Origin of the sequence: Pseudomonas sp. NFPP25 (assembly GCF_900116505.1) — a bacterium.
Classification (GTDB): domain Bacteria; phylum Pseudomonadota; class Gammaproteobacteria; order Pseudomonadales; family Pseudomonadaceae; genus Aquipseudomonas; species Aquipseudomonas protegens.
Map to the genome: position 1 here is coordinate 272,976 of NZ_FPBG01000006.1, position 18,424 is coordinate 291,399.

Genomic DNA, 18,424 nt, shown 5'->3' on the forward strand with positions numbered 1-18,424 from the left:
AATCTTGTGTGACTATTCGACCTCTTTTCGCCGCCATGGCTGTTCTCGCCCTGGCGGGTTGTGCAACCGATCCGGCGCCCATCGAGCAGATGCGCCTCACCGCGCAGACGCTGGAGCAGGCCAAGGCCGTGGGGGCTTCTGCCGAGGACATGCCCGAGTTGAAACTGGCCGAAGACAAGTTCTCCCGGGCGCAGGGCAACATGCAGGATGAGTCCTACAAGAAAGCGCGGATGCGCGCCGAACAGGCCGAACTGGATGCGCGCCTGGCCGAAGCCAAGGTCCTGACCCGCAAGAGCCAGGAACAGGTGAATGCACTCAATACCCGCATCACTCGCCTGCGCAAGCAACTGGGAGATGCCCAATGAATCTGTCTACCCGGATCATCGGCAGTGCAGTGCTCCTGGCATGCGCCGGACTCTATGGCTGCGCTGGCCAGCACAGCGAAGAAGCCCTGCAGCAGGCCAGTAACGACTTCCAGAAGGTCAAGGAAGACTCCAACGTGCTGCGTATCGCGCCCAAGGACGTGATCCGTGCCGGGGAGTCCCTGGCACGTGCCGATCGCCTCTCCACCTATTGGGGCAGCGGTGGCGATGTGGAGCATTACGCCTACCTGAGTCGGCGCTACAGCGAAATCGCCCGTGAGCATACCGAACAGGCACTCAACAACGAGCGTGCGGCCAAGCTCGAGCTGGAGCGCCAGCGCCTGCAACTGGCCCTGCGCGAAGCCAAGTTGCTCAGCGTGCAGCAGCAGGGCAAATGGCTGGAAGAACAGATCATCAGCCTGGCCACCACCCAGACCGATCGCGGTCTGGTGATGACTCTGGGGGATGTGCTGTTCGATACCGGCGAAGCGGAACTGAAGAACTCGGCGAACCGCACTGTGCTCAAGGTGGTGCAGTTCCTCCAGTTGAACCCCAAGCGCGTGGTGCGCATCGAGGGTTACACCGACAACACCGGCGAGCGCCAGAGCAATCTGCAGTTGTCCAAGGACCGCGCCCAAGCCGTGGCGGATGTGCTGGTGGACCTGGGTATCGATGAAAAACGCATCCAGGTCGAAGGCTATGGCGACGACTATCCGGTGGAGGCCAATGCTTCCGAGCGGGGAAGGGCGCAGAACCGTCGGGTAGAGATCGTGTTCTCCGACGAAAATGGCCAGTTGGGCGCTTCTCGCTGAAGCTGCGCCAGTGCCACGGAAAAACCCGACGCCTTGCCCGCGTCGGGTTTTTTTATGCCTGCCAAGAGGTTCACAAAAACCCTACAGTTATGCTTTTCACTGCCCCGTGTCCTCGACTATTGTAGAAACTGTCCCAGTACACTTCTAAACTGTGCCGGTATTGTTTCACACAAGAATAAAACGCCGTGAAATCGAGTGCTGCGCCATGACCAATCTCTTGCTCTATCAACGTATCGCTCAGCAACTGGCTGAGGATATTCGCCGTGGTGTCTACCAGCCGGGGGAGCGCGTACCGTCGGTACGCAAGATGAGCTCGCAGCTCAATGTCAGCCACGCCACGGTACTCCAGGCCTACGCCAACCTCGAAGACCAGGGGCTGATTCGCGCGCGCCCGCAGTCGGGCTACTACGTGCACCAGACGCCGGCGCTGACCGCGCCCACGCCGGATATCGCCCGGGTCGAGCGCCCAGGGCTGGTGACCCGCAGCAGCATCATTCAGCAGGTGCTGGTGGAGTCCCGTCGCGAAGGTGTGTTTCCGTTGGGGGCCGCAGTGCCCAGCGTTGACTATCTGCCAGTGCGGGCGCTGCACCAGCAGTTGGCCAAGGTCACCCGGTTCCACAGCCCCCGGGCATTCAGTTACATGTTCAGCCCGGGCTTCGAGCCACTGCGGCGTCAGGTGGCCATTCGCATGCGCGATGCCGGGGTGGTGGTCGACCCGTCGGAAGTGGTGATCACCCACGGCTGCGTCGATGCCCTGCAGATGTCATTGCGGGTACTGACCCGGCCCGGGGACCTGATTGCTGCGGAGTCGCCGACCTACTACGGCCTGCTGCAACTGGCGGACTTGCTGGGGCTCAAGGTCATCGAGATTCCCAGTGATCCGTCCACCGGCATGAGCCTGGAAGCCCTGCAACTGGCGGCCAACCAATGGTCGATCAAGGCCCTGGTGCTGACCACACGCCTGAGCAATCCCCTGGGCGGCACCATGCCCGAGGAGCGGCAGAAGCAGTTGCTGCGCCTGGCATCGGATTTCGATATCCAGGTGGTCGAGGACGATATCTATGGCGAGTTGATGTTCGAGGTGGGGCGTACCAAGGCCCTCAAGGCCTATGACCGCCTGGATCGGGTGATCTACTGTTCGAGCTTCTCCAAGACCCTGTCTCCCGGCGTGCGCATCGGCTGGATGATTGCCGGCAAGTACCAGCAGGAGATCCAGCGCCTGCAGACCTTCAGCACCCATTCTGCGTGCAGCGTGACCCAGATGGGGGTTGCGGCCTACCTGGAAAACGGCGGTTATGACCGGCATTTACGGTACATCCGCCAGGAATACCGAAAGAATCTCAGCGCCTTTCAACTGGCGGTGCAGCAGTACTTCCCTGAGGGCACGCAGATCACCCGGCCCAACGGGGGCTTCATTCTCTGGGTCAGCCTGCCGGGGCGGGTCAACACCCAGGAGCTTCATGTGCGAGCCTTGCAGCAGGGCATCAGCATCGCCCCGGGGCTGATCTTCAGCAACACCGAGCAGTTCAACCACTGTGTGCGGCTCAACTGCGGTACGCCCTGGAATCGCGAGGCCGAGCGGGCCCTGATGACTTTGGGAATGCTTGCCAGCCAGTTGTGCCAGGAGGCGGCGGGCGGATTTTAATCAGTGTGGCCCTGTGCTTGTCATGGGGCCTGCAACAAGCGAGCATAGAGGACCTTTTGTCGATCTACCTGTCTTTCATGAAAGCCTTTCTACCTGCCCTCTGGTTAAGTGTCTGTCTGTTGGGAACCACCTTCGTGGCTCCTGCCCAGGCGGCTTCCTCCCAGGACAAGCCGGCTGCCGGGGCGGCCCACGCCACTAAGGCGGCCCCTGCCAAGAAGGCTCCGGCCAGCAAGGCCAAGCCTTCGGCCAGTGCCAGCAAGAGCAAGTCCGCGGCCAAGAAGGCGCCCGCCAAGCCCAAGTCCAAATGGGCCTATCAGGACATCAAGAAGCCGTTGCCCAGCGCCAAGGTGGACTTGAGCCTGCCGCCGGAAATGGTCAAGCACCTGCAGCCGGTGGGCAGTGTGCCGCTACCCAAGCGCGAGCCGCTGCTGCCTCAGATGTTTGGCGAGAAGCCCAAGGAAAGCAGCCCGTTCCAGCTCAACGGCCGCTTGCTCAGCAATGAAATGCAATTGCAGCTGCGCAACGAGGAACGTCGGGATATCGAAGGCGCGGCCCTGGATTTCGAGTTCAAGCAGTAAATTCTTCATCCTCTTCTGTGACGGGTTGGCTCGACACTTTGTCGGAGACTGATCAGTCACGCACGGTTGTGCGTCAAATCCGTTCTTTGAGTAATTTTAAACGGCTGTTTTAGCGGTTACTCTTGGCGGGCGTCATTCAACACTCTGCTTGTCGCAAGGAGCTTTTCCTCATGAACTGCCGTGAAGGTTGTGGCGCCTGCTGCATCGCCCCTTCCATCAGCACCCCGATTCCCGGAATGCCCCAGGGCAAGCCGGCGGGAGAACGTTGCCTGCATCTTTCTGTCGAACACCTGTGCGGGCTGTTCGGCCTGCCGGAGCGGCCGGCGGTGTGTGGGGCGTTCCTGGCGGATCCCGAGGTGTGTGGCGAAAGCCGCGAAGAAGCCATCCGCCTGATTGGCTGGTGGGAACAAGTGACCGCGGCATAGAGTGTTCTCAATGAACGGAACTTCAACAATAAGGAATAAGACAATGGGTTCGCTGCAACGAATGGCTGTGCTCTGTGGTTTAACCGTGCTCTTGTCGGCAACGGCCCACGCCGAAGACTGGCAAACCGCCAAGGATGAAGACGGCATCAAGGTCTCCTTGAGTGAAGTGGCCGGCTCCAAATACAAGGCCTACCGTGGTGTGACCACCATGAAGACCTCCATCGCCAAGCTCCGCGCGCTGCAGGAAGACGTGGCGGGCGCCTGCTCCTGGATCCATGAGTGCAAGACCCAGAAACTGCTCAAGCACGAGGGCGATCAAAGCTGGACCTACACCCAGTTCAACACCCCGTGGCCAGTCACTGCCCGTGATTCGGTATTGCACATCACTACCAGCGAAGCGGCCGACGGCAGCCTGACCCGCAAACTGGAGGGCGTGCCGACCTACATCCCTGAAGAGAAAGGCTTCGTGCGGGTGGCCCAGGTCGAGGGCTACTGGAAGTTCGTACCCAAAGGCGCCGATCAGGTGGAAGTGACTTACCAAGTGCACACCGAGCCGGGTGGCAGCGTGCCGTCCTGGCTGGCCAACAAGTTCGTGGTGGATGCGCCGTTCAACACCCTGAAGGCACTCAAGGCTCGCGCCGAAAAGCCTTGATCGGCTGAGTTTTGCCAGCATTACCAGGGCCGCCTTCGGGCGGCCTTGTCATTGCTGTGTTCCGGCAGCGCGGTGGAACGATTGCCCGTTGCTCAGGGTCGAGATGTTGTCAGCCCACTCATGGGGCTATCGAGGAGGCACTGATGCAAAAGTGGCAAGTCACTTTCGTTGACGATCATGGTGTCCAGTCCGTCGAGCATTTCGACTGCGACCAGCAACCGACGATGGAACGCGCCGCACAACTGGTGCGGGCCAAGTTGTTGCCAGTGAGTGCCGAACTGGACCTGAACGATCTGGACGGGCGCACCGAGGACCCCACCCTCAAGAGCCTGAAAGAGCAAAACAGCATTCAGATTCTCAGTATCACGCCGATCTAGAGAGGGTAGAGCGCGCTTCGCAGTAATTTCTGGCGACGTCCAGAGCAAGGCGCTAATCTGCAAACGAGATCAGCGAATTCTTCGCTAGGCTCTGATCTTGTCAGCTCCATGCTTGTTTCCTGACGACCCGCCCCGGGTCGTGATGCCGGTCCCTTTGGCCGGTGGTTCGGGAAACACGGAAAGTCTATCCATCGGTTTGAGGAGGACGTTTCATGAGCACAGCCGTTCAAGAAGACATCAGCAGCAGTGTGCTGCGCCGCATGAAAGAAGGCGGTTTCGACTTTTCACGATTCCATCCCATCGAGTTCTACGCCATTTTTCCGGATGAGGAGCGGGCACGCAGGGCGGCAGGACATTTTCGCGGTGAATCCTTGAATGCCCAGGTCAGCGTGCGTGACGACGGCGCCTGGTACCTGGAACTGAGCAAGGTGATGTACGCCACCTATGGCGGCATCGGGGATTTTGAACAGGACTTCGAGGCGGTGGTCGAGCCCCTGGGCGGCATCATTGAGGGCTGGGGAGTGAAACAGGAGATCCGTGGACGGCTGGTATAGCCTGCGCTAGATATACCGAGACAGACAATTGGCTGGCCCCTGGGCCGGCCAATTGTGTTTTCGGGGCCCGCACAAGGTAAAAAAAAGCCACCCGAGAGGGTGGCTAAAAGGGAAGACCGGTCAGGAGAGGGAACCGGTCGGGAGAGCCCGGACCCGGTTGTCATCGGCGTCATCAAGGTTGCAGCAGCGACTTCATCAGGCTTGGCGAAGTGTTTGCTCGATGGACGCGATTATCCCCAGCGGCCAGCGGGCAGTGAAATCAACTCTGACTATGCTGGTGATAGCCAAGACCGATGCCAGCCATGGCCGGGGCAGGGGCGGTCCGCATGCATCGGTTATGCGGGCATCGGCCTTGGGCTGCAACGGACTGATTTTGGGGCGCTTGTGCCGAAGGCACAGGGCTGGCGAAGCCCGGGTGTGCAGGTGACAGGGAGTACGGCATGAACCACAGCGCTGTTGATGAAATGCATGGGGCCGACGGCCAGGTTCGCGAGCATTACCGCGAGTTCGCCCGTTGGTTGGCCAATACCCCCGACGAACTCCTGGCCCGCCGCCGTCGCGAGGCCGACCTGCTGTTCCACCGTGCCGGCATCACCTTCACCCTGTACGGCGATGAGCAGGGCACCGAGCGGCTGATTCCCTTCGACACCATTCCCCGCATCATCCCGGCCCGGGAATGGCGGATCATCGAACAAGGGTGCATCCAGCGGGTACGGGCGCTGAACCTGTTTCTGGCCGATCTCTACCACCAGCAACGAATCATCCGCGCCGGGATCATTCCCGCCGAGCAGGTCCTGGCCAATCAGCAGTACCAGCTGGCCATGCAGGGCCTGGACCTGCACGGTGATGTCTATGCCCATGTCTGCGGAGTTGATCTGGTACGCGACGGCGACGGCCGCTACTGCGTGCTCGAGGACAACCTGCGCACCCCCAGCGGCGTCAGCTACATGCTCGAAGACCGCAAGATGATGATGCGCCTGTTTCCCGAGCTGTTCGCCGCCCAGCGCATCGCCCCCATCGACCATTACCCGAACCTGTTGCTCGATACCCTGAAAAGCTCCAGCCCCCTGGACAATCCGACGGTGGTGGTACTGACCCCGGGGCGCTTCAACAGCGCATTTTTCGAGCATGCGTTCCTGGCGCGGGAGATGGGAGTGGAGCTGGTGGAAGGTGCCGACCTGTTCGTGCGTGACGACCGGGTGTTCATGCGCACCACCGCCGGCCCGCAGGCGGTGGATGTGATCTACCGTCGCCTCGACGATGCCTTCCTCGACCCCCTGGCGTTCAACCCCGATTCCCTGCTCGGCGTGCCCGGCCTGTTGGCAGCCTACCGCTCGGGCACTGTGGTACTGGCCAACGCCATCGGCACCGGGGTGGCCGATGACAAGTCGGTGTACCCCTATGTCACCGAGATGATCCGCTTCTACCTGGACGAAGAGCCGATTCTGCAGAACGTGCCGACCTGGCAGTGCCGCCGGCCCGCCGAGCTGTCCCATGTGCTGGCCAACCTGGCGCAACTGGTGGTCAAGGAAACCCAGGGTTCCGGCGGCTACGGCATGCTGGTGGGGCCGGCGGCCACGGCGGCGCAGATCGAGGAGTTCCGCGTACGGATCAAGGCCCGGCCCGAGGCGTACATCGCCCAACCGACCCTGGCGCTGTCCACCTGCCCGACCTTTGTCGAAAGCGGCATCGCCCCGCGGCATATCGATCTGCGGCCCTTTGTCCTTTCTGGTGGTGAAACCCGTATGGTGCCCGGTGGTCTTACCCGTGTGGCCCTGCGTGAAGGTTCGTTGGTGGTGAATTCCTCACAGGGCGGCGGGACCAAGGACACTTGGGTGGTCGAGGATTAAGGAAGCCTGCCATGTTGAGTCGAACCGCTTCGGACCTGTACTGGATGTCACGCTACCTGGAGCGCGTGGAAAACCTGGCGCGGATGCTCGATGTCAGCTATTCCCTGTCGCTGATGCCCCAGGACGGGCGCGGCGATGGCCTGCACGAGCTGGCCATGCCACTGCTGATCACCGGCACCCTGGAGGATTACCACGCCCGCCACCAGGCCTTGCACGCCGAGCAGCTATTGCAGTTCTTCGCCCTGGACCCGGCCAACCCCGCCAGTATCTACAGTTGCCTGGGATCGGCCCGGGCCTGCGCCCATGCCGTGCGCGGGCGGATCACCGCCGACATGTGGGAAAACGTCAATGCCACCTGGCTGGACATCCACCAGATCGCCAGCCAGGGCCTCAGTGCCTATGGCATGAACCGCTTCTGCGAATGGATCAAGGAGCGCTCCCATCTGTTTCGTGGCGCCTCCTACGGCACCATCATGCGCAACGACGCCTTTCGCTTTATCCGCCTGGGAACCTTCATCGAGCGCGCCGACAACACCCTGCGCCTGCTGGACGCACGCTACGAGATGGCCGGCGACCAGGCCGATGCGGTGTGCGACGGCACTGCCCATGCCTATTACCAGTGGAGTGCGTTGCTGCGGGCCTTGTCTTCCTTCGAGGCCTACACCGAGGTCTATCGCGAGGCCCCCGGCGCCCGGCATGTGGCCGAGCTGCTGTTGTTGCGCGCCGACGTGCCGCGCTCGCTGCGGGCCTGTACCGAGGAGATCGACCAGATCCTCGCCAGCCTGCCCGGCGACAACGGGCGCCCGGCCCAGCGTCTGGCGGCGCAGATGGATGCACGCCTGCGCTACATCGGTATCGATCAGATTCTCGACGAAGGCCTGCACGCCTGGCTGACCGACTTCATCCCCCTGGTGCGCCAGTTGGGCAACGCGATTCACCGCTCTTATCTGGAGGCGGCATGAGACTGTCCGTGAGCCATGAAACCGCCTATCGCTACGCCGATCCGGTAGGCGCCAGCATCCAGTACCTGCGCCTGACACCCCACGACAGCGAGCGCCAGCAAGTGCTCTGCAGGCAGCTGGATCTGCCACGACCGGTGCGTGCGCAACGGGACCCCTTCGGCAACATCCTGCACGTACTGACCCTGGACGAGCCCCACGAAGCAGTGATCATCGGCGCCCGTGGCCAAGTGGATATCGATGAGCTGCGCGAGGCCGAGCATGAATGCCAGTCGCCCTTGCCGTTCCTGCGTTTCACCAGCCTGACCGAGGCGGATGCGCAGCTGCGCGAGTTCGCCGGCCGGCAATGCGCAAGGCGGCGTGATCGCACAGGGTTGATCGACCTGATGCATGGGCTGCACCAGCTCATGGCCTACACGCCTGGGGCAACGGGCGTGACCACCAGCGCGGCGCAGGCTTTCGCCGGGCGCGCCGGGGTCTGCCAGGACCACACCCACGCCTTCCTTGCCTGTGCCCGTAGCCTGGGCGTTCCGGCACGTTTTGTTTCCGGTTATCTGTACCGCGAGGACAGCGGGCAATTACTTGGCCACGCCTGGGCCGAAGCCTGGCTGGAAGGCGCCTGGTACAGCTTCGATGTGACCCACCAACTGGCGCGGCCCGAGCGCCACCTCAAGCTGGCGGTGGGCCTGGACTACCTGGATGCCTGCCCGGTACGCGGCATGCGCCGGGGCGCCGCCGGTGAGCAGATGCACGTCAGGGTGCTCCAGCAGTAACACGCGTTTTCGCTAGGAGCCGGCTTGCCGGCGAAGGCGCCAGAGGTGGCAAAGGCGATGTCGCAAGGCTCAGGGAACCTGCTTGCGCCCCGCCATGTGCCTGAGATACCCCAGCAGCAGGTCCAGCTCCTGATCCGGCAGCACGTTGTTGTTGAACCCGGGCATCTTCGCCTGGGGCCAGCGCCTCATGCTTTGCGGATCGCGGATATAGCGCTTGAGGAAATCGCCGCTGAAATACTCGGTGGGGCTGTAGGGGATATTCAGGTCCGGACCGAATTGTGAATCGCCGGCACCGTTGAGGCGGTGGCAGGCAAGGCAGTTTTTCTGGAACAGGGCAAAGCCCTGGTTGATCGGATCAGTGGCCGCCAACTGCGGATCCGGAAGCAGGGCCGGGAAGCGCTGCGCCACTGGCTCCAGGCGCTGGATGCGCGCCACCTGGAACGGCCATTGCTCCGGGCTGATATGCCCGGCGGCAGGGTCGGTCCACACCAGATAGAAAGGCCCGGCGCTGGGTTTGTCGGCAGCCAGCGCAGGCCAGGGCCGGCTCGGGTCCTCCACGGCCAGCCAGGCCTGGGCGCCCTGGCGTTCAAGCAGCGGCGCGGCGCTGAGCTCCGCGGCAAAGCCGTCCAGGGCCACGGCTTGAAGATGGTCTTCGGCCTTCAGGCCCTTGAGCAGGGTCGCCATGGGCACGGCGCGGTACTGCATGTCGCGCTTGTAGGACACATCGTCCTTGATGGTAATGGTCTGGGCCTGGGGGTGCCTTAGCAGTTCTTCGGTCTGCCAGGTGTGGCTGGCGGAGCCCAGGTCGATCAGCAGTTGCGCGGCGTGCAGCGGGCTGCTCAGCAGCAGGGCAGCGCCAAGGAGGAATACTTTCAATTGATGGCCGTCGGGTCGTCGTCAGTGGGTTCGTCGCCGGGAAGCACGTCGTCTGGTCGCGACACATGGTCGAACAGGGCGTCCCGGAGCTCTTCGTAGTTGCCGCCGTTCACGATACCGAAATAGCCGTGCTTGACCAGCGTGTCTTCGGCTTCAAGGGCGTGCTGGTTGGTGTCGCTGTAGATCACCACGGTGGCGTTGGGGTCCAGCACCACTTTGCGCAACTGGTAGGCCAGGCCCTCGGCGCTGATGCCGGTGCCGTCCTCCAGTTCGAGATTGACCTGTAGCGAGTTGTGCACATTGCCGGCGGCAAAGTCGCTCTCGTTGCGCAGATCGAGGATCAACGCCCCATCATTGATTTCGTCCACCGCGCGGTTGACGTCGATGATTCCGGCGTGAGCGTGAAAGGCGCTCAGGAGTGTGGCGAGTGCAATCCAATGGCGCATGAGTCTTCCCCTTGGTGTTCCTCAGGAAGACTGGCACACAAGTCCGTGCCCCGGTAGGAACCGGGGCCAATTTTCCGTCTCGTTGATCGAGCAGCCACAGATCAGCCGATCACTTTGGTGAGATTCGGCAAGATCAACAGCAGTGTGGTTGCGAAAAGAATGAGCCCCGCCTGACGTACTTTCGAATGCTTGAACATGGCTGAATGCCTTTTGTTGTTATTCCTGAGCGTCAATGCATGCCGGTGGGTGAACTCCATTACGAGTCACTATGAACCGGCTATGTGTCCTTTTTCTTACTTGCCCCAGTGCAGAATCCGTCTGGAACTTCCTACAGTTTCTACCTTAGGGGCCTTGAATCCTCTGGCTTAGATCCAATTCATATGAATTTATATTTCTGATTTATTAAAAGGCTATATATCGGCCCGGGCGTGCCTTGGCCGCCCTCTGGCTAGACAGCTCGCGACCCTTCATCGGCAGAGCCCTTAGCTGCCTACCGTTCGTCTGAGCGTCGGCGTCAAGGCGGCTGAGCGCATCGGTCATTGAATCCGACGCTGCCGCGCCTAAGGTGGGAGCTCGACATTTTCCCCTGCACAGCGGTTCGAGGACGTCATGACCCAAGCTTTGATATTCGATGCGTTACGCACGCCCCGCGGCAAAGGCAAGGCCGATGGCGCCTTGCACAGCGTGAAACCGGTGAACCTGACCGCGGGCCTGTTGCGCGCCCTGCAGCAGCGCTGCGAGCTGGACACCAGCCAGGTGGACGACGTGGTCCTGGGCTGTGTGACGCCCATCGGTGATCAGGGCGCCGATATCGCCAAGACCGCGGTCCAGGCTGCGGATTGGGATGTAAGCGTGGCCGGGGTGCAGATCAATCGCTTCTGCGCTTCCGGGTTGGAGGCAGTCAACCTGGGGGCGATGAAGGTGCGTTCCGGGTTCGAGGAACTGGTGGTGGTTGGCGGCGTCGAGTCCATGTCGCGGGTGCCCATGGGCAGCGACGGCGGGGCCTGGGTGCTGGACCCGGAGACCAACCTGCACAGCCATTTCACCCCCCAGGGGATTGGCGCCGACCTGATCGCGACCCTGGAAGGCTTCTCCCGGGAGGACGTCGACCGCTTTGCCCTGCACTCCCAGCAGAAGGCCGCCCGCGCCCGGGCTGGCGGGGCCTTTGCCAAATCCCTGGTGCCGGTGCAGGACCAGAACGGCATCGTGCTGCTGGACCATGACGAGTTCATTCGCGCCGATTCGACCCTGGAGGGCCTGGGCAAGCTCAAGCCGAGTTTCGAGATGATGGGGCAGATGGGCTTCGATGCCACGGCGCTACGGGTCTACAGCCATGTGGAGCGGATCGACCATGTGCACACCCCCGGCAACAGCTCGGGCATCGTCGACGGCGCGGCGCTGATGCTGATCGGCTCCGAAGCCAAGGGCCGCGAGCTGGGGCTCAAGCCCCGGGCGCGGATCGTGGCCACGGCGGTCACCAGCACCGACCCCACCATCATGCTCACCGGCCCGGCGCCGGCCACCCGCAAGGCCCTGGCCAAGGCCGGGCTGCGGGTCGAGGACATCGACCTGTTCGAAGTCAATGAGGCCTTCGCCTCGGTGGTGCTCAAGTTCATCAAGGACATGGCCATCGACCCGGCCAAGGTCAATGTCAACGGCGGCTCCATCGCCATGGGCCACCCGCTGGGGGCCACCGGCTGCGCGATCCTCGGCACCTTGCTCGATGAGCTGGAAACCCGGCGCCAGCGCTATGGCCTGGCGACCCTCTGTGTCGGCGGCGGCATGGGTATCGCCACCATCATCGAACGCCTCTGAGCCCCGACTTCAAGGAATCCCTTTCATGACCGATGCCATCCGTTACGAAAAAGGCCAGGACCAGATCGTCGTCCTGACCATCGATATGCCGGGCCAGAGCGCCAACACCATGAATGCCCTGTACCGCGACGCCATGGCCGGTGCCGTGGCGCGCTTGCAGGCCGAACGGGAATCGATTGCCGGGGTGATCATCACCTCGGCGAAAAAGACCTTCTTCGCCGGCGGTGACCTCAATGAGCTGATCAAGGTCGGCAGGCCCGAGGCCAAGGCTTTCTACGACATGGTGCTGGCCCTCAAGGGCCAGCTGCGAGCCCTGGAAACCCTGGGCAAGCCGGTGGTCGCTGCAATCAATGGCGCGGCCCTGGGCGGCGGCTGGGAAATCTGCCTGGCCTGCCATCATCGCGTTGCCCTGGACGATAAATCGGTACAGGTCGGCCTGCCGGAAGTCACCCTGGGCCTGTTGCCCGGCGGCGGCGGGGTGGTGCGCATGGTGCGCATGCTGGGCCTGGAAAAGGCTCTGCCCTATCTGCTGGAAGGCAAGAAAGTGCGCCCGCAGCTGGCGTTGCAAGCAGGCCTGATCGATGCCCTGGCGACGGACCGCGACGACCTGCTGGCCAAGGCTCGGGCCTGGATCCTCGCCAACCCGGGCGCGCAGCAGGCCTGGGATGTGCGCGGCTACCAGATCCCTGGTGGCACGCCGTCGAACCCGAAGGTTGCGCAGATGCTGGCCATCGCCCCATCGATTCTGCGAACCAAGACCCAGGGTTGCTTCCCCGCGCCGGAAAAGATCCTCTGCGCTGCGGTCGAAGGCGCCCAGGTGGATTTCGACACCGCGCAACTGATCGAGACCCGTTACTTCACCGAACTGACCACAGGCCAGGTGGCGAAGAACATGATCGGCACCTTCTGGTTCCAGCTCAACCAGATCAATGCCGGCAGCTCACGGCCACAGGGCGTGCCGCCGCAGGTCACGAAAAAACTCGGGGTGCTTGGCGCCGGCATGATGGGCGCGGGCATTGCCTATGTCAGTGCGGTGGCGGGTATCGAGGTGGTGCTCAAGGACATCAGCCCCGAGGCGGCCGAGAAGGGCAAGGCCCACTCGGCGGCGCTGCTGGAGAAAAAGGTGGCTCGCGGGCAGTTGAGCCGCGAGCAGCGGGACGCCACCCTGGCGCGGATCCGCACCACCGCCGAGGATGCCGACCTGGCCGGTTGCGACCTGATCATCGAGGCGGTGTTCGAGGATCGCGAGCTCAAGGCCAAGGTCTCCCGGGCTGCGCAGCAGGTGGTCGGCGGTGACGCGGTGATCGCCTCCAACACTTCGACCCTGCCCATCACTGGCCTGGCTACGGCAGTGCCGAACCCGGACAAGTTCATTGGCCTGCATTTCTTCAGCCCGGTGGAAAAAATGCCCCTGGTGGAAATCATCAAGGGGGCGAAAACCAGCGATGAAACCCTGGCCCGCGGCTTCGACTTTGTCTTGCAGATCAAGAAGACCCCGATCGTGGTCAATGACAGCCGCGGCTTCTTCACCTCCCGGGTGTTCGGCACTTTCACCAACGAAGGTATCGCCATGCTCGGCGAGGGCATCGCGGCGCCGATGATCGAGACCGAAGCGCGCAAGGCCGGGATGCCGGTGGGGCCGCTGGCAATTTCCGACGAGGTTTCCCTGAGCCTGATGAGCCATATCCGCCAGCAGACCGCCAAGGACCTGCAGGCCGAGGGCAAGCCGGCCATCGAACATCCGGCATTTGCCGTGATCGACCTGCTGCTCAACGAATACAAGCGCCCGGGCAAGGCGGCCGGTGGCGGTTTCTACGATTATCCGGCCGGTGCCCAGAAGCATTTGTGGCCGCAGTTGCGCACGCGCTTCTACAAGGCCGACGGGCAGATCTCGCCCCAGGATGTGCGGGATCGCCTGCTGTTCGTCCAGGCCATCGAGACCGTGCGTTGTGTGGAGGAGGGAGTGTTGCACTCCACGGCGGACGCCAACATCGGCTCGATCTTCGGCATCGGCTTTGCCGCCTGGAGCGGGGGCGCCCTGCAGTTCATCAATCAGTACGGGGTGCAGGATTTCGTCGCCCGTGCGCAGTACCTGGCCGAGCAATATGGCGAGCGTTTCCGGCCGCCGACGCTGCTTCTGGAAAAGGCTCGCCTGGGCCAGTTGTTCTGACACCGACAGGCGCTCAATGAGCTGATCCGGGGCTTGCCTTGCCGTGGTATTTCAAGGCAGGCTCTGGGCTGTTCATTATTGCCATCGCCTTGTCAGGAATTTTTTATGTCGCTACGCATCTGCATTCTTGAAACCGATATCCTGCGTCCCGAACTGGTCGATCAATATCAGGGTTACGGGCAGATGTTCCAGCGCCTGTTTTCCCAGCAGCCCATCGCTGCCCAATTCAGCGTCTACAACGTGGTCCAGGGGGAGTACCCCAGCGATGACCTGGAATTCGACGCCTATCTGGTGACAGGCAGCAAGGCCGATTCGTTCGGCACCGATCCCTGGATCCAGACCCTCAAGACCTACCTGCTGGGGCGCTACGAGCGTGGCGACAAGCTGTTGGGCATCTGCTTCGGCCATCAGTTGCTGGCATTGCTGCTGGGGGGCAAGAGCGAGCGCGCGAGCCAGGGCTGGGGTGTCGGTACCCACAGCTACAAGCTGGCGGCCAAGGCGCCGTGGATGAGCCCGGTGGTGGAGGAGCTGACGCTGCTGATCAGCCATCAGGACCAGGTTACTGCCTTGCCGGAGAATGCCACGGTGATCGCCTCCAGCGATTTCTGCCCGTTCGCGGCCTACCATATCAATGATCAGGTGCTGTGCTTCCAGGGCCACCCCGAGTTCATCCACGACTATTCTCGCGCCTTGCTGGACCTGCGCCAGGAGTTTCTCGGCGAGCAGATCTACCAGAAGGGCGTGGCCAGCCTTGAGCACGACCATCACGGCACCACTGTGGCGGAGTGGATGATGCGTTTCGTCGCTCACAAGCCCGAGGCTGCCTGAACCCGGCCATGGCCCTGCCGCAAGGCGCAGGGCCGTCGCTCCTTCAGAGCCAGCCGGAACGCTTGAAGCTGGCCCAGAGGCCGACACAACCCACGCTGATAAAACCCAGGACGCCAAAGTAGCCGTAGTGCCAACTCAGCTCCGGCATGTTCTGGAAGTTCATCCCGTAGATCCCCGCCACCGCCGTCGGAAACGCCAGGATCGCGGCCCAGGCGGCGAACTTGCGTTGCACGATGCTTTGCCGTGAAGCCTCCAGCAGTACGCCGATCTCGATGGTCTGGCTGGCGATATCGCGCAGGGTCGAGAGGTCTTCCATCTGCCGGGTGACGTGAATCTGCACATCCCGGAAGTACGGCCGCATGTTCTTGTCGATAAAGGGAAAGCTGAGCTTCTGCAGCTCTTCGCTGATCTCCACCATGGGCGCTACATGCCGGCGCAGGCGCAGCACGTCGCGGCGCAGGCCGTGCAGGTGCTGGATGTCCCGTTCGTTCAGCGAGTCGCAGAGGACGTTGCGTTCCAGCTCGTCGATTTCCGCGTGGATGGCTTCGCTGACCGGCTGGTAGTTCTCGGTAACGAAGTCCAGCAGGGCATAGAGCACGAAGTCTTCACCGTGCTCCAGCAGCAGCGGGCGCGCCTCGCAGCGCTGGCGCACGTAGCCATAGGAGGCCGAGTGGCCGTTGCGCGCGGTGATGATGTAGCCGTTGCCGGCAAAGATGTGGGTTTCGATGAACTCCAGCTTGCCCTGCTCGCGCACCGGCGAATAGGTGACGATGAACAGCGCGTCGCCGAAGGTTTCCAGCTTCGGCCGGCTGTGCTTTTCCAGGGCATCCTCGATAGCCAGTTCATGCAGGTTGAACTGGCGCTGCAGGTTGGCCAGCTCGTGGGCGTTGGGTTCCTCCAGGCCGATCCAGACGAAGTGGCCGGGCTTGGCGGCCCAGGCGGCCCCTTCGTCGAGGCTGATATCCGTGACTTTCTTTCCGCCGCTGTAGACGGCGGCAGCAACAACTCTACCCATGGTTCCGGTTCACTTCTTCTTATCAAGGGGGCGGTGACAGATAAGGTGCAGCTTAGCCTGCAATGCTCCATCAGAGTCACTGGCCGCGAGGGAGTTCGCGGACAAATAAAAGCCCGCGCAAGGCGGGCTTTTTGTGGCGCCGGGGTCAGGCGGCCTGCAGCTGGCGGTCCATGCTGGCGATGCATTCGCGCATCTGTTCGCGGCACTGGGCGATCAGCAGGGGCATGTCGTCCAGGGTCAGCCCGGCCGTGGGGATGGCGGGCAGCGAGCGGATCAGGATTTTGCCGCTGTTCCAGCGATCCAGGCGCATGTGCTTGATGTAGCTGCTGACGCACACCGGGACTATGGGCACGCCTGCGGCGATGGCCATCTGGAATGCACCTTTCTTGAAGGGCAGCAGCTCTTCCCCGAGGTTGCGGGTGCCTTCCGGGAAGACCCAGATCGAGGTGTCCTTGTGCTGCAAGGTGTGGGTGGTGGTGAGCATCGAGCGCCGGGCCTTGTGCGGGTTGCCACGGTCGATCAGCACGTTGCCTGCCAGCCAGAACAGCTGGCCGAACAGCGGCACCCATTTCAGGCTCTTCTTGCCGATGCACACGGTCCTTCGCGGCACCACGTTGCCGAATACGAACAGGTCGTAGTTGGACTGGTGGTTGGCGATGATCACGCAGCCCTGGGGTTTGTCCATCAGCGGGCCGACCTCGGCCTTGACCCGCAGGCGCAGGATGCACATCGCCGGCCAGGCGTAGAGGCGGGCGCACAGTCGGCTGTTGTCCGGGTTGAATGGGCGGCACAGGCCGAGCAGCAGGCCCAGGCTGCCTGCCAGGATAAAGTGCAAGCCCATCAACGACATACGAAGCAGATACAGCATCTAAACGGCCCACCCGGGGACAAAAGGTGGCGCAGTGTACGGATGTGCACTGTTTTCGGCAATTGCCGTTCTCAGCCGGGAGATGGGCGATGTTTAAGTACATGTTTCCAGCAATGGCTGGCGATGGTGATCTAGAGCGGTCGCGGCTTGTTGGCAAGGCATGCAGTAAAAAGCCCGGCGCGAAGGCCGGGCTGGTTCAGGTAGCAAATCCGCGGGTTTCAGCCCAGGTGCTCCTGGTCTTGGATGATCGCGTTGTCCAGGGCATCCAGCAGTGCCTTGCGCACCTTCAGCTTGGTGTTCTTGTGCGCCACCATGTTGATCTTCTTCAACTGGCGTGCAGCGGCCAGGGCGGCGCCTTGCAGTTCATCGGGCGCTACCACCTTGTCGAGGAAGCCGGCATCTACCGCGCTTTGCGGGTCGAACATCTCGCCATTGATTACCGAACGATGCAAAGCCGAGCGACGCAGGCGGTCACGGGCCAGCTCGATACCCGCGTGGTGCATGGTCATGCCGATCTGCACTTCATTGAGGCCGATGCTGAAGGGGCCTTCGACACCGATGCGATAGTCCGCCGACAGCAGCAGGAACGCGCCCTTGGCCACCGCGTGCCCCGGGCAAGCGACGATCACCGGGTAGGGGTGGGAAAGCAGGCGGCGGGCCAGGGTCGAACCCAGGGTTACCAGAGCCACGGCCTCCTTGGGGCCGGCTGTCATGACCTTGAGGTCGTAGCCGCCAGAGAGAATCCCCGGCTGGCCGGTGATGATCACCACCGCGCGATCGGCGGTAGCCTGATCCAGCGCCGCATTAAAGGCGGCAATCACGTCCGGGGAGATGGCATTGACCTTGCCATTGCTCAAGGTCAGGGTCGCGATACCGTCTTCGAGATGGTAGGAAATCAACTCACTCATGACGCAATTCCTTGTATTGAAGTGCTGCAGAAGTTACCCACCACGGTAGCTGCGGTAAAGCGCCATGACTGACTGGTGAGTCAGCCCCGAGGTCGCCAAGGGCCCTGCATCACACAGCGGGTAACGCATGGTTTCTTCTATAGGGTTGTGGGCAAGGCTGAAGAATGGCCGGTTTGCCTTATTGCATGGGGGGCTGCATTGCCCTTGGCCGGGGATCGAGCTTAAGCGCATGAAAATTCTGAAAAAAAAGTTTGCCATCTGAAAAGCGATCGACTACATTAGCGCGCCTCGACAGACTGAATCGGTTTGAAGAGATACGGTGAAGTGTCCGAGTGGCTTAAGGAGCACGCCTGGAAAGTGTGTATACAGGAAACTGTATCGAGAGTTCGAATCTCTCCTTCACCGCCACATTCTACAAACACAAACCCCTGACTTTCCTAAAGAAAGTCGGGGGTTTGTGGTTTTTGGCGTCTGAAAAATGGCCCGATGGAGCGGGTAGGGGGAGTTGTGT

Annotated in this window: 19 protein-coding genes and 1 tRNA gene; 15 read left to right on the forward strand and 5 right to left on the reverse strand. The window is 62.2% G+C overall.

Annotated elements, in window-relative coordinates:
- The first annotated feature begins 8 nt into the window (after positions 1–8).
- The 11 genes from BM382_RS24410 (at position 9) to BM382_RS24460 (ending at position 8,987) form a co-directional block, all read left to right on the forward strand.
- On the forward strand, positions 9–365 hold the full coding sequence (locus BM382_RS24410) for a DUF4398 domain-containing protein (RefSeq protein ID WP_011060143.1): 357 nt from the start codon (positions 9–11) through the stop codon (positions 363–365).
- Entirely contained in the window at positions 362–1,174 is an 813-nt protein-coding gene (locus BM382_RS24415; protein ID WP_072444177.1) for an OmpA family protein, read from the forward strand. Before BM382_RS24410 ends, BM382_RS24415 begins: the two co-directional genes overlap by 4 nt.
- A gap of 205 nt (positions 1,175–1,379) precedes the next feature.
- Positions 1,380–2,819 carry an aminotransferase-like domain-containing protein gene (locus tag BM382_RS24420; RefSeq protein WP_011060145.1) on the forward strand — a complete coding sequence of 480 codons (1,440 nt, stop codon included), beginning with the start codon at positions 1,380–1,382 and terminating at the stop codon, positions 2,817–2,819.
- A 77-nt stretch (positions 2,820–2,896) separates the two neighbouring features.
- Positions 2,897–3,397 carry a hypothetical protein gene (locus tag BM382_RS24425; protein ID WP_026020149.1) on the forward strand — a complete coding sequence of 167 codons (501 nt, stop codon included), beginning with the start codon at positions 2,897–2,899 and terminating at the stop codon, positions 3,395–3,397.
- A 170-nt stretch (positions 3,398–3,567) separates the two neighbouring features.
- The gene (locus tag BM382_RS24430) at positions 3,568–3,822 is read left to right on the forward strand and encodes a YkgJ family cysteine cluster protein (protein ID WP_011060147.1); all 255 of its coding nucleotides are present in this window, start codon (positions 3,568–3,570) and stop codon (positions 3,820–3,822) included.
- Between the two features lie 43 nt (positions 3,823–3,865).
- Entirely contained in the window at positions 3,866–4,474 is a 609-nt protein-coding gene (locus tag BM382_RS24435) for an START domain-containing protein (protein ID WP_011060148.1), read from the forward strand.
- 143 nt (positions 4,475–4,617) lie between these two features.
- A complete protein-coding gene (locus tag BM382_RS24440; protein ID WP_015634724.1) occupies positions 4,618–4,851 on the forward strand; it encodes a hypothetical protein in 234 nt (77 codons plus the stop codon).
- A 212-nt stretch (positions 4,852–5,063) separates the two neighbouring features.
- Entirely contained in the window at positions 5,064–5,405 is a 342-nt protein-coding gene (locus tag BM382_RS24445) for a ribonuclease E inhibitor RraB (RefSeq protein WP_011060150.1), read from the forward strand.
- A gap of 440 nt (positions 5,406–5,845) precedes the next feature.
- A complete protein-coding gene (locus BM382_RS24450; protein ID WP_072444175.1) occupies positions 5,846–7,255 on the forward strand; it encodes a circularly permuted type 2 ATP-grasp protein in 1,410 nt (469 codons plus the stop codon).
- Between the two features lie 11 nt (positions 7,256–7,266).
- Positions 7,267–8,217: an alpha-E domain-containing protein gene (locus tag BM382_RS24455; RefSeq protein WP_072444173.1), complete on the forward strand. Its 951-nt coding sequence runs from the start codon at positions 7,267–7,269 to the stop codon at positions 8,215–8,217.
- Positions 8,214–8,987 (forward strand): transglutaminase family protein, encoded by a 774-nt coding sequence (locus BM382_RS24460; protein ID WP_072444171.1) that lies wholly within the window; start codon positions 8,214–8,216, stop codon positions 8,985–8,987. Before BM382_RS24455 ends, BM382_RS24460 begins: the two co-directional genes overlap by 4 nt.
- Before the next feature lie 69 nt (positions 8,988–9,056).
- Here BM382_RS24460 and BM382_RS24465 read toward each other — a convergent pair whose 3' ends face one another.
- Both BM382_RS24465 and BM382_RS24470 read right to left on the reverse strand, forming a co-directional pair.
- A complete protein-coding gene (locus BM382_RS24465) occupies positions 9,057–9,863 on the reverse strand; it encodes a c-type cytochrome (protein WP_011060154.1) in 807 nt (268 codons plus the stop codon).
- Positions 9,860–10,309 (reverse strand): rhodanese-like domain-containing protein, encoded by a 450-nt coding sequence (locus BM382_RS24470; RefSeq protein WP_011060155.1) that lies wholly within the window; start codon positions 10,307–10,309, stop codon positions 9,860–9,862. Before BM382_RS24470 ends, BM382_RS24465 begins: the two co-directional genes overlap by 4 nt.
- A gap of 609 nt (positions 10,310–10,918) precedes the next feature.
- Between BM382_RS24470 and BM382_RS24475 the strand changes: the two genes are divergently transcribed.
- From BM382_RS24475 to BM382_RS24485, 3 genes are all read left to right on the forward strand, one after another.
- The gene (locus BM382_RS24475; RefSeq protein WP_015634728.1) at positions 10,919–12,124 is read left to right on the forward strand and encodes an acetyl-CoA C-acetyltransferase; all 1,206 of its coding nucleotides are present in this window, start codon (positions 10,919–10,921) and stop codon (positions 12,122–12,124) included.
- Between the two features lie 25 nt (positions 12,125–12,149).
- Positions 12,150–14,294: a 3-hydroxyacyl-CoA dehydrogenase NAD-binding domain-containing protein gene (locus tag BM382_RS24480; RefSeq protein ID WP_072444169.1), complete on the forward strand. Its 2,145-nt coding sequence runs from the start codon at positions 12,150–12,152 to the stop codon at positions 14,292–14,294.
- 105 nt (positions 14,295–14,399) lie between these two features.
- Positions 14,400–15,122: an amidotransferase gene (locus BM382_RS24485; RefSeq protein ID WP_015634730.1), complete on the forward strand. Its 723-nt coding sequence runs from the start codon at positions 14,400–14,402 to the stop codon at positions 15,120–15,122.
- 43 nt (positions 15,123–15,165) lie between these two features.
- Here BM382_RS24485 and BM382_RS24490 read toward each other — a convergent pair whose 3' ends face one another.
- From BM382_RS24490 to BM382_RS24500, 3 genes are all read right to left on the reverse strand, one after another.
- Entirely contained in the window at positions 15,166–16,137 is a 972-nt protein-coding gene (locus tag BM382_RS24490; RefSeq protein WP_019093266.1) for a magnesium and cobalt transport protein CorA, read from the reverse strand.
- Between the two features lie 145 nt (positions 16,138–16,282).
- The gene (locus BM382_RS24495) at positions 16,283–17,005 is read right to left on the reverse strand and encodes a lysophospholipid acyltransferase family protein (RefSeq protein ID WP_011060160.1); all 723 of its coding nucleotides are present in this window, start codon (positions 17,003–17,005) and stop codon (positions 16,283–16,285) included.
- Between the two features lie 218 nt (positions 17,006–17,223).
- Entirely contained in the window at positions 17,224–17,913 is a 690-nt protein-coding gene (locus BM382_RS24500) for a crotonase/enoyl-CoA hydratase family protein (RefSeq protein ID WP_011060161.1), read from the reverse strand.
- Between the two features lie 318 nt (positions 17,914–18,231).
- Between BM382_RS24500 and BM382_RS24505 the strand changes: the two genes are divergently transcribed.
- A tRNA-Ser gene (locus tag BM382_RS24505) sits at positions 18,232–18,321 on the forward strand.
- The last annotated feature ends 103 nt before the right edge of the window (positions 18,322–18,424 follow it).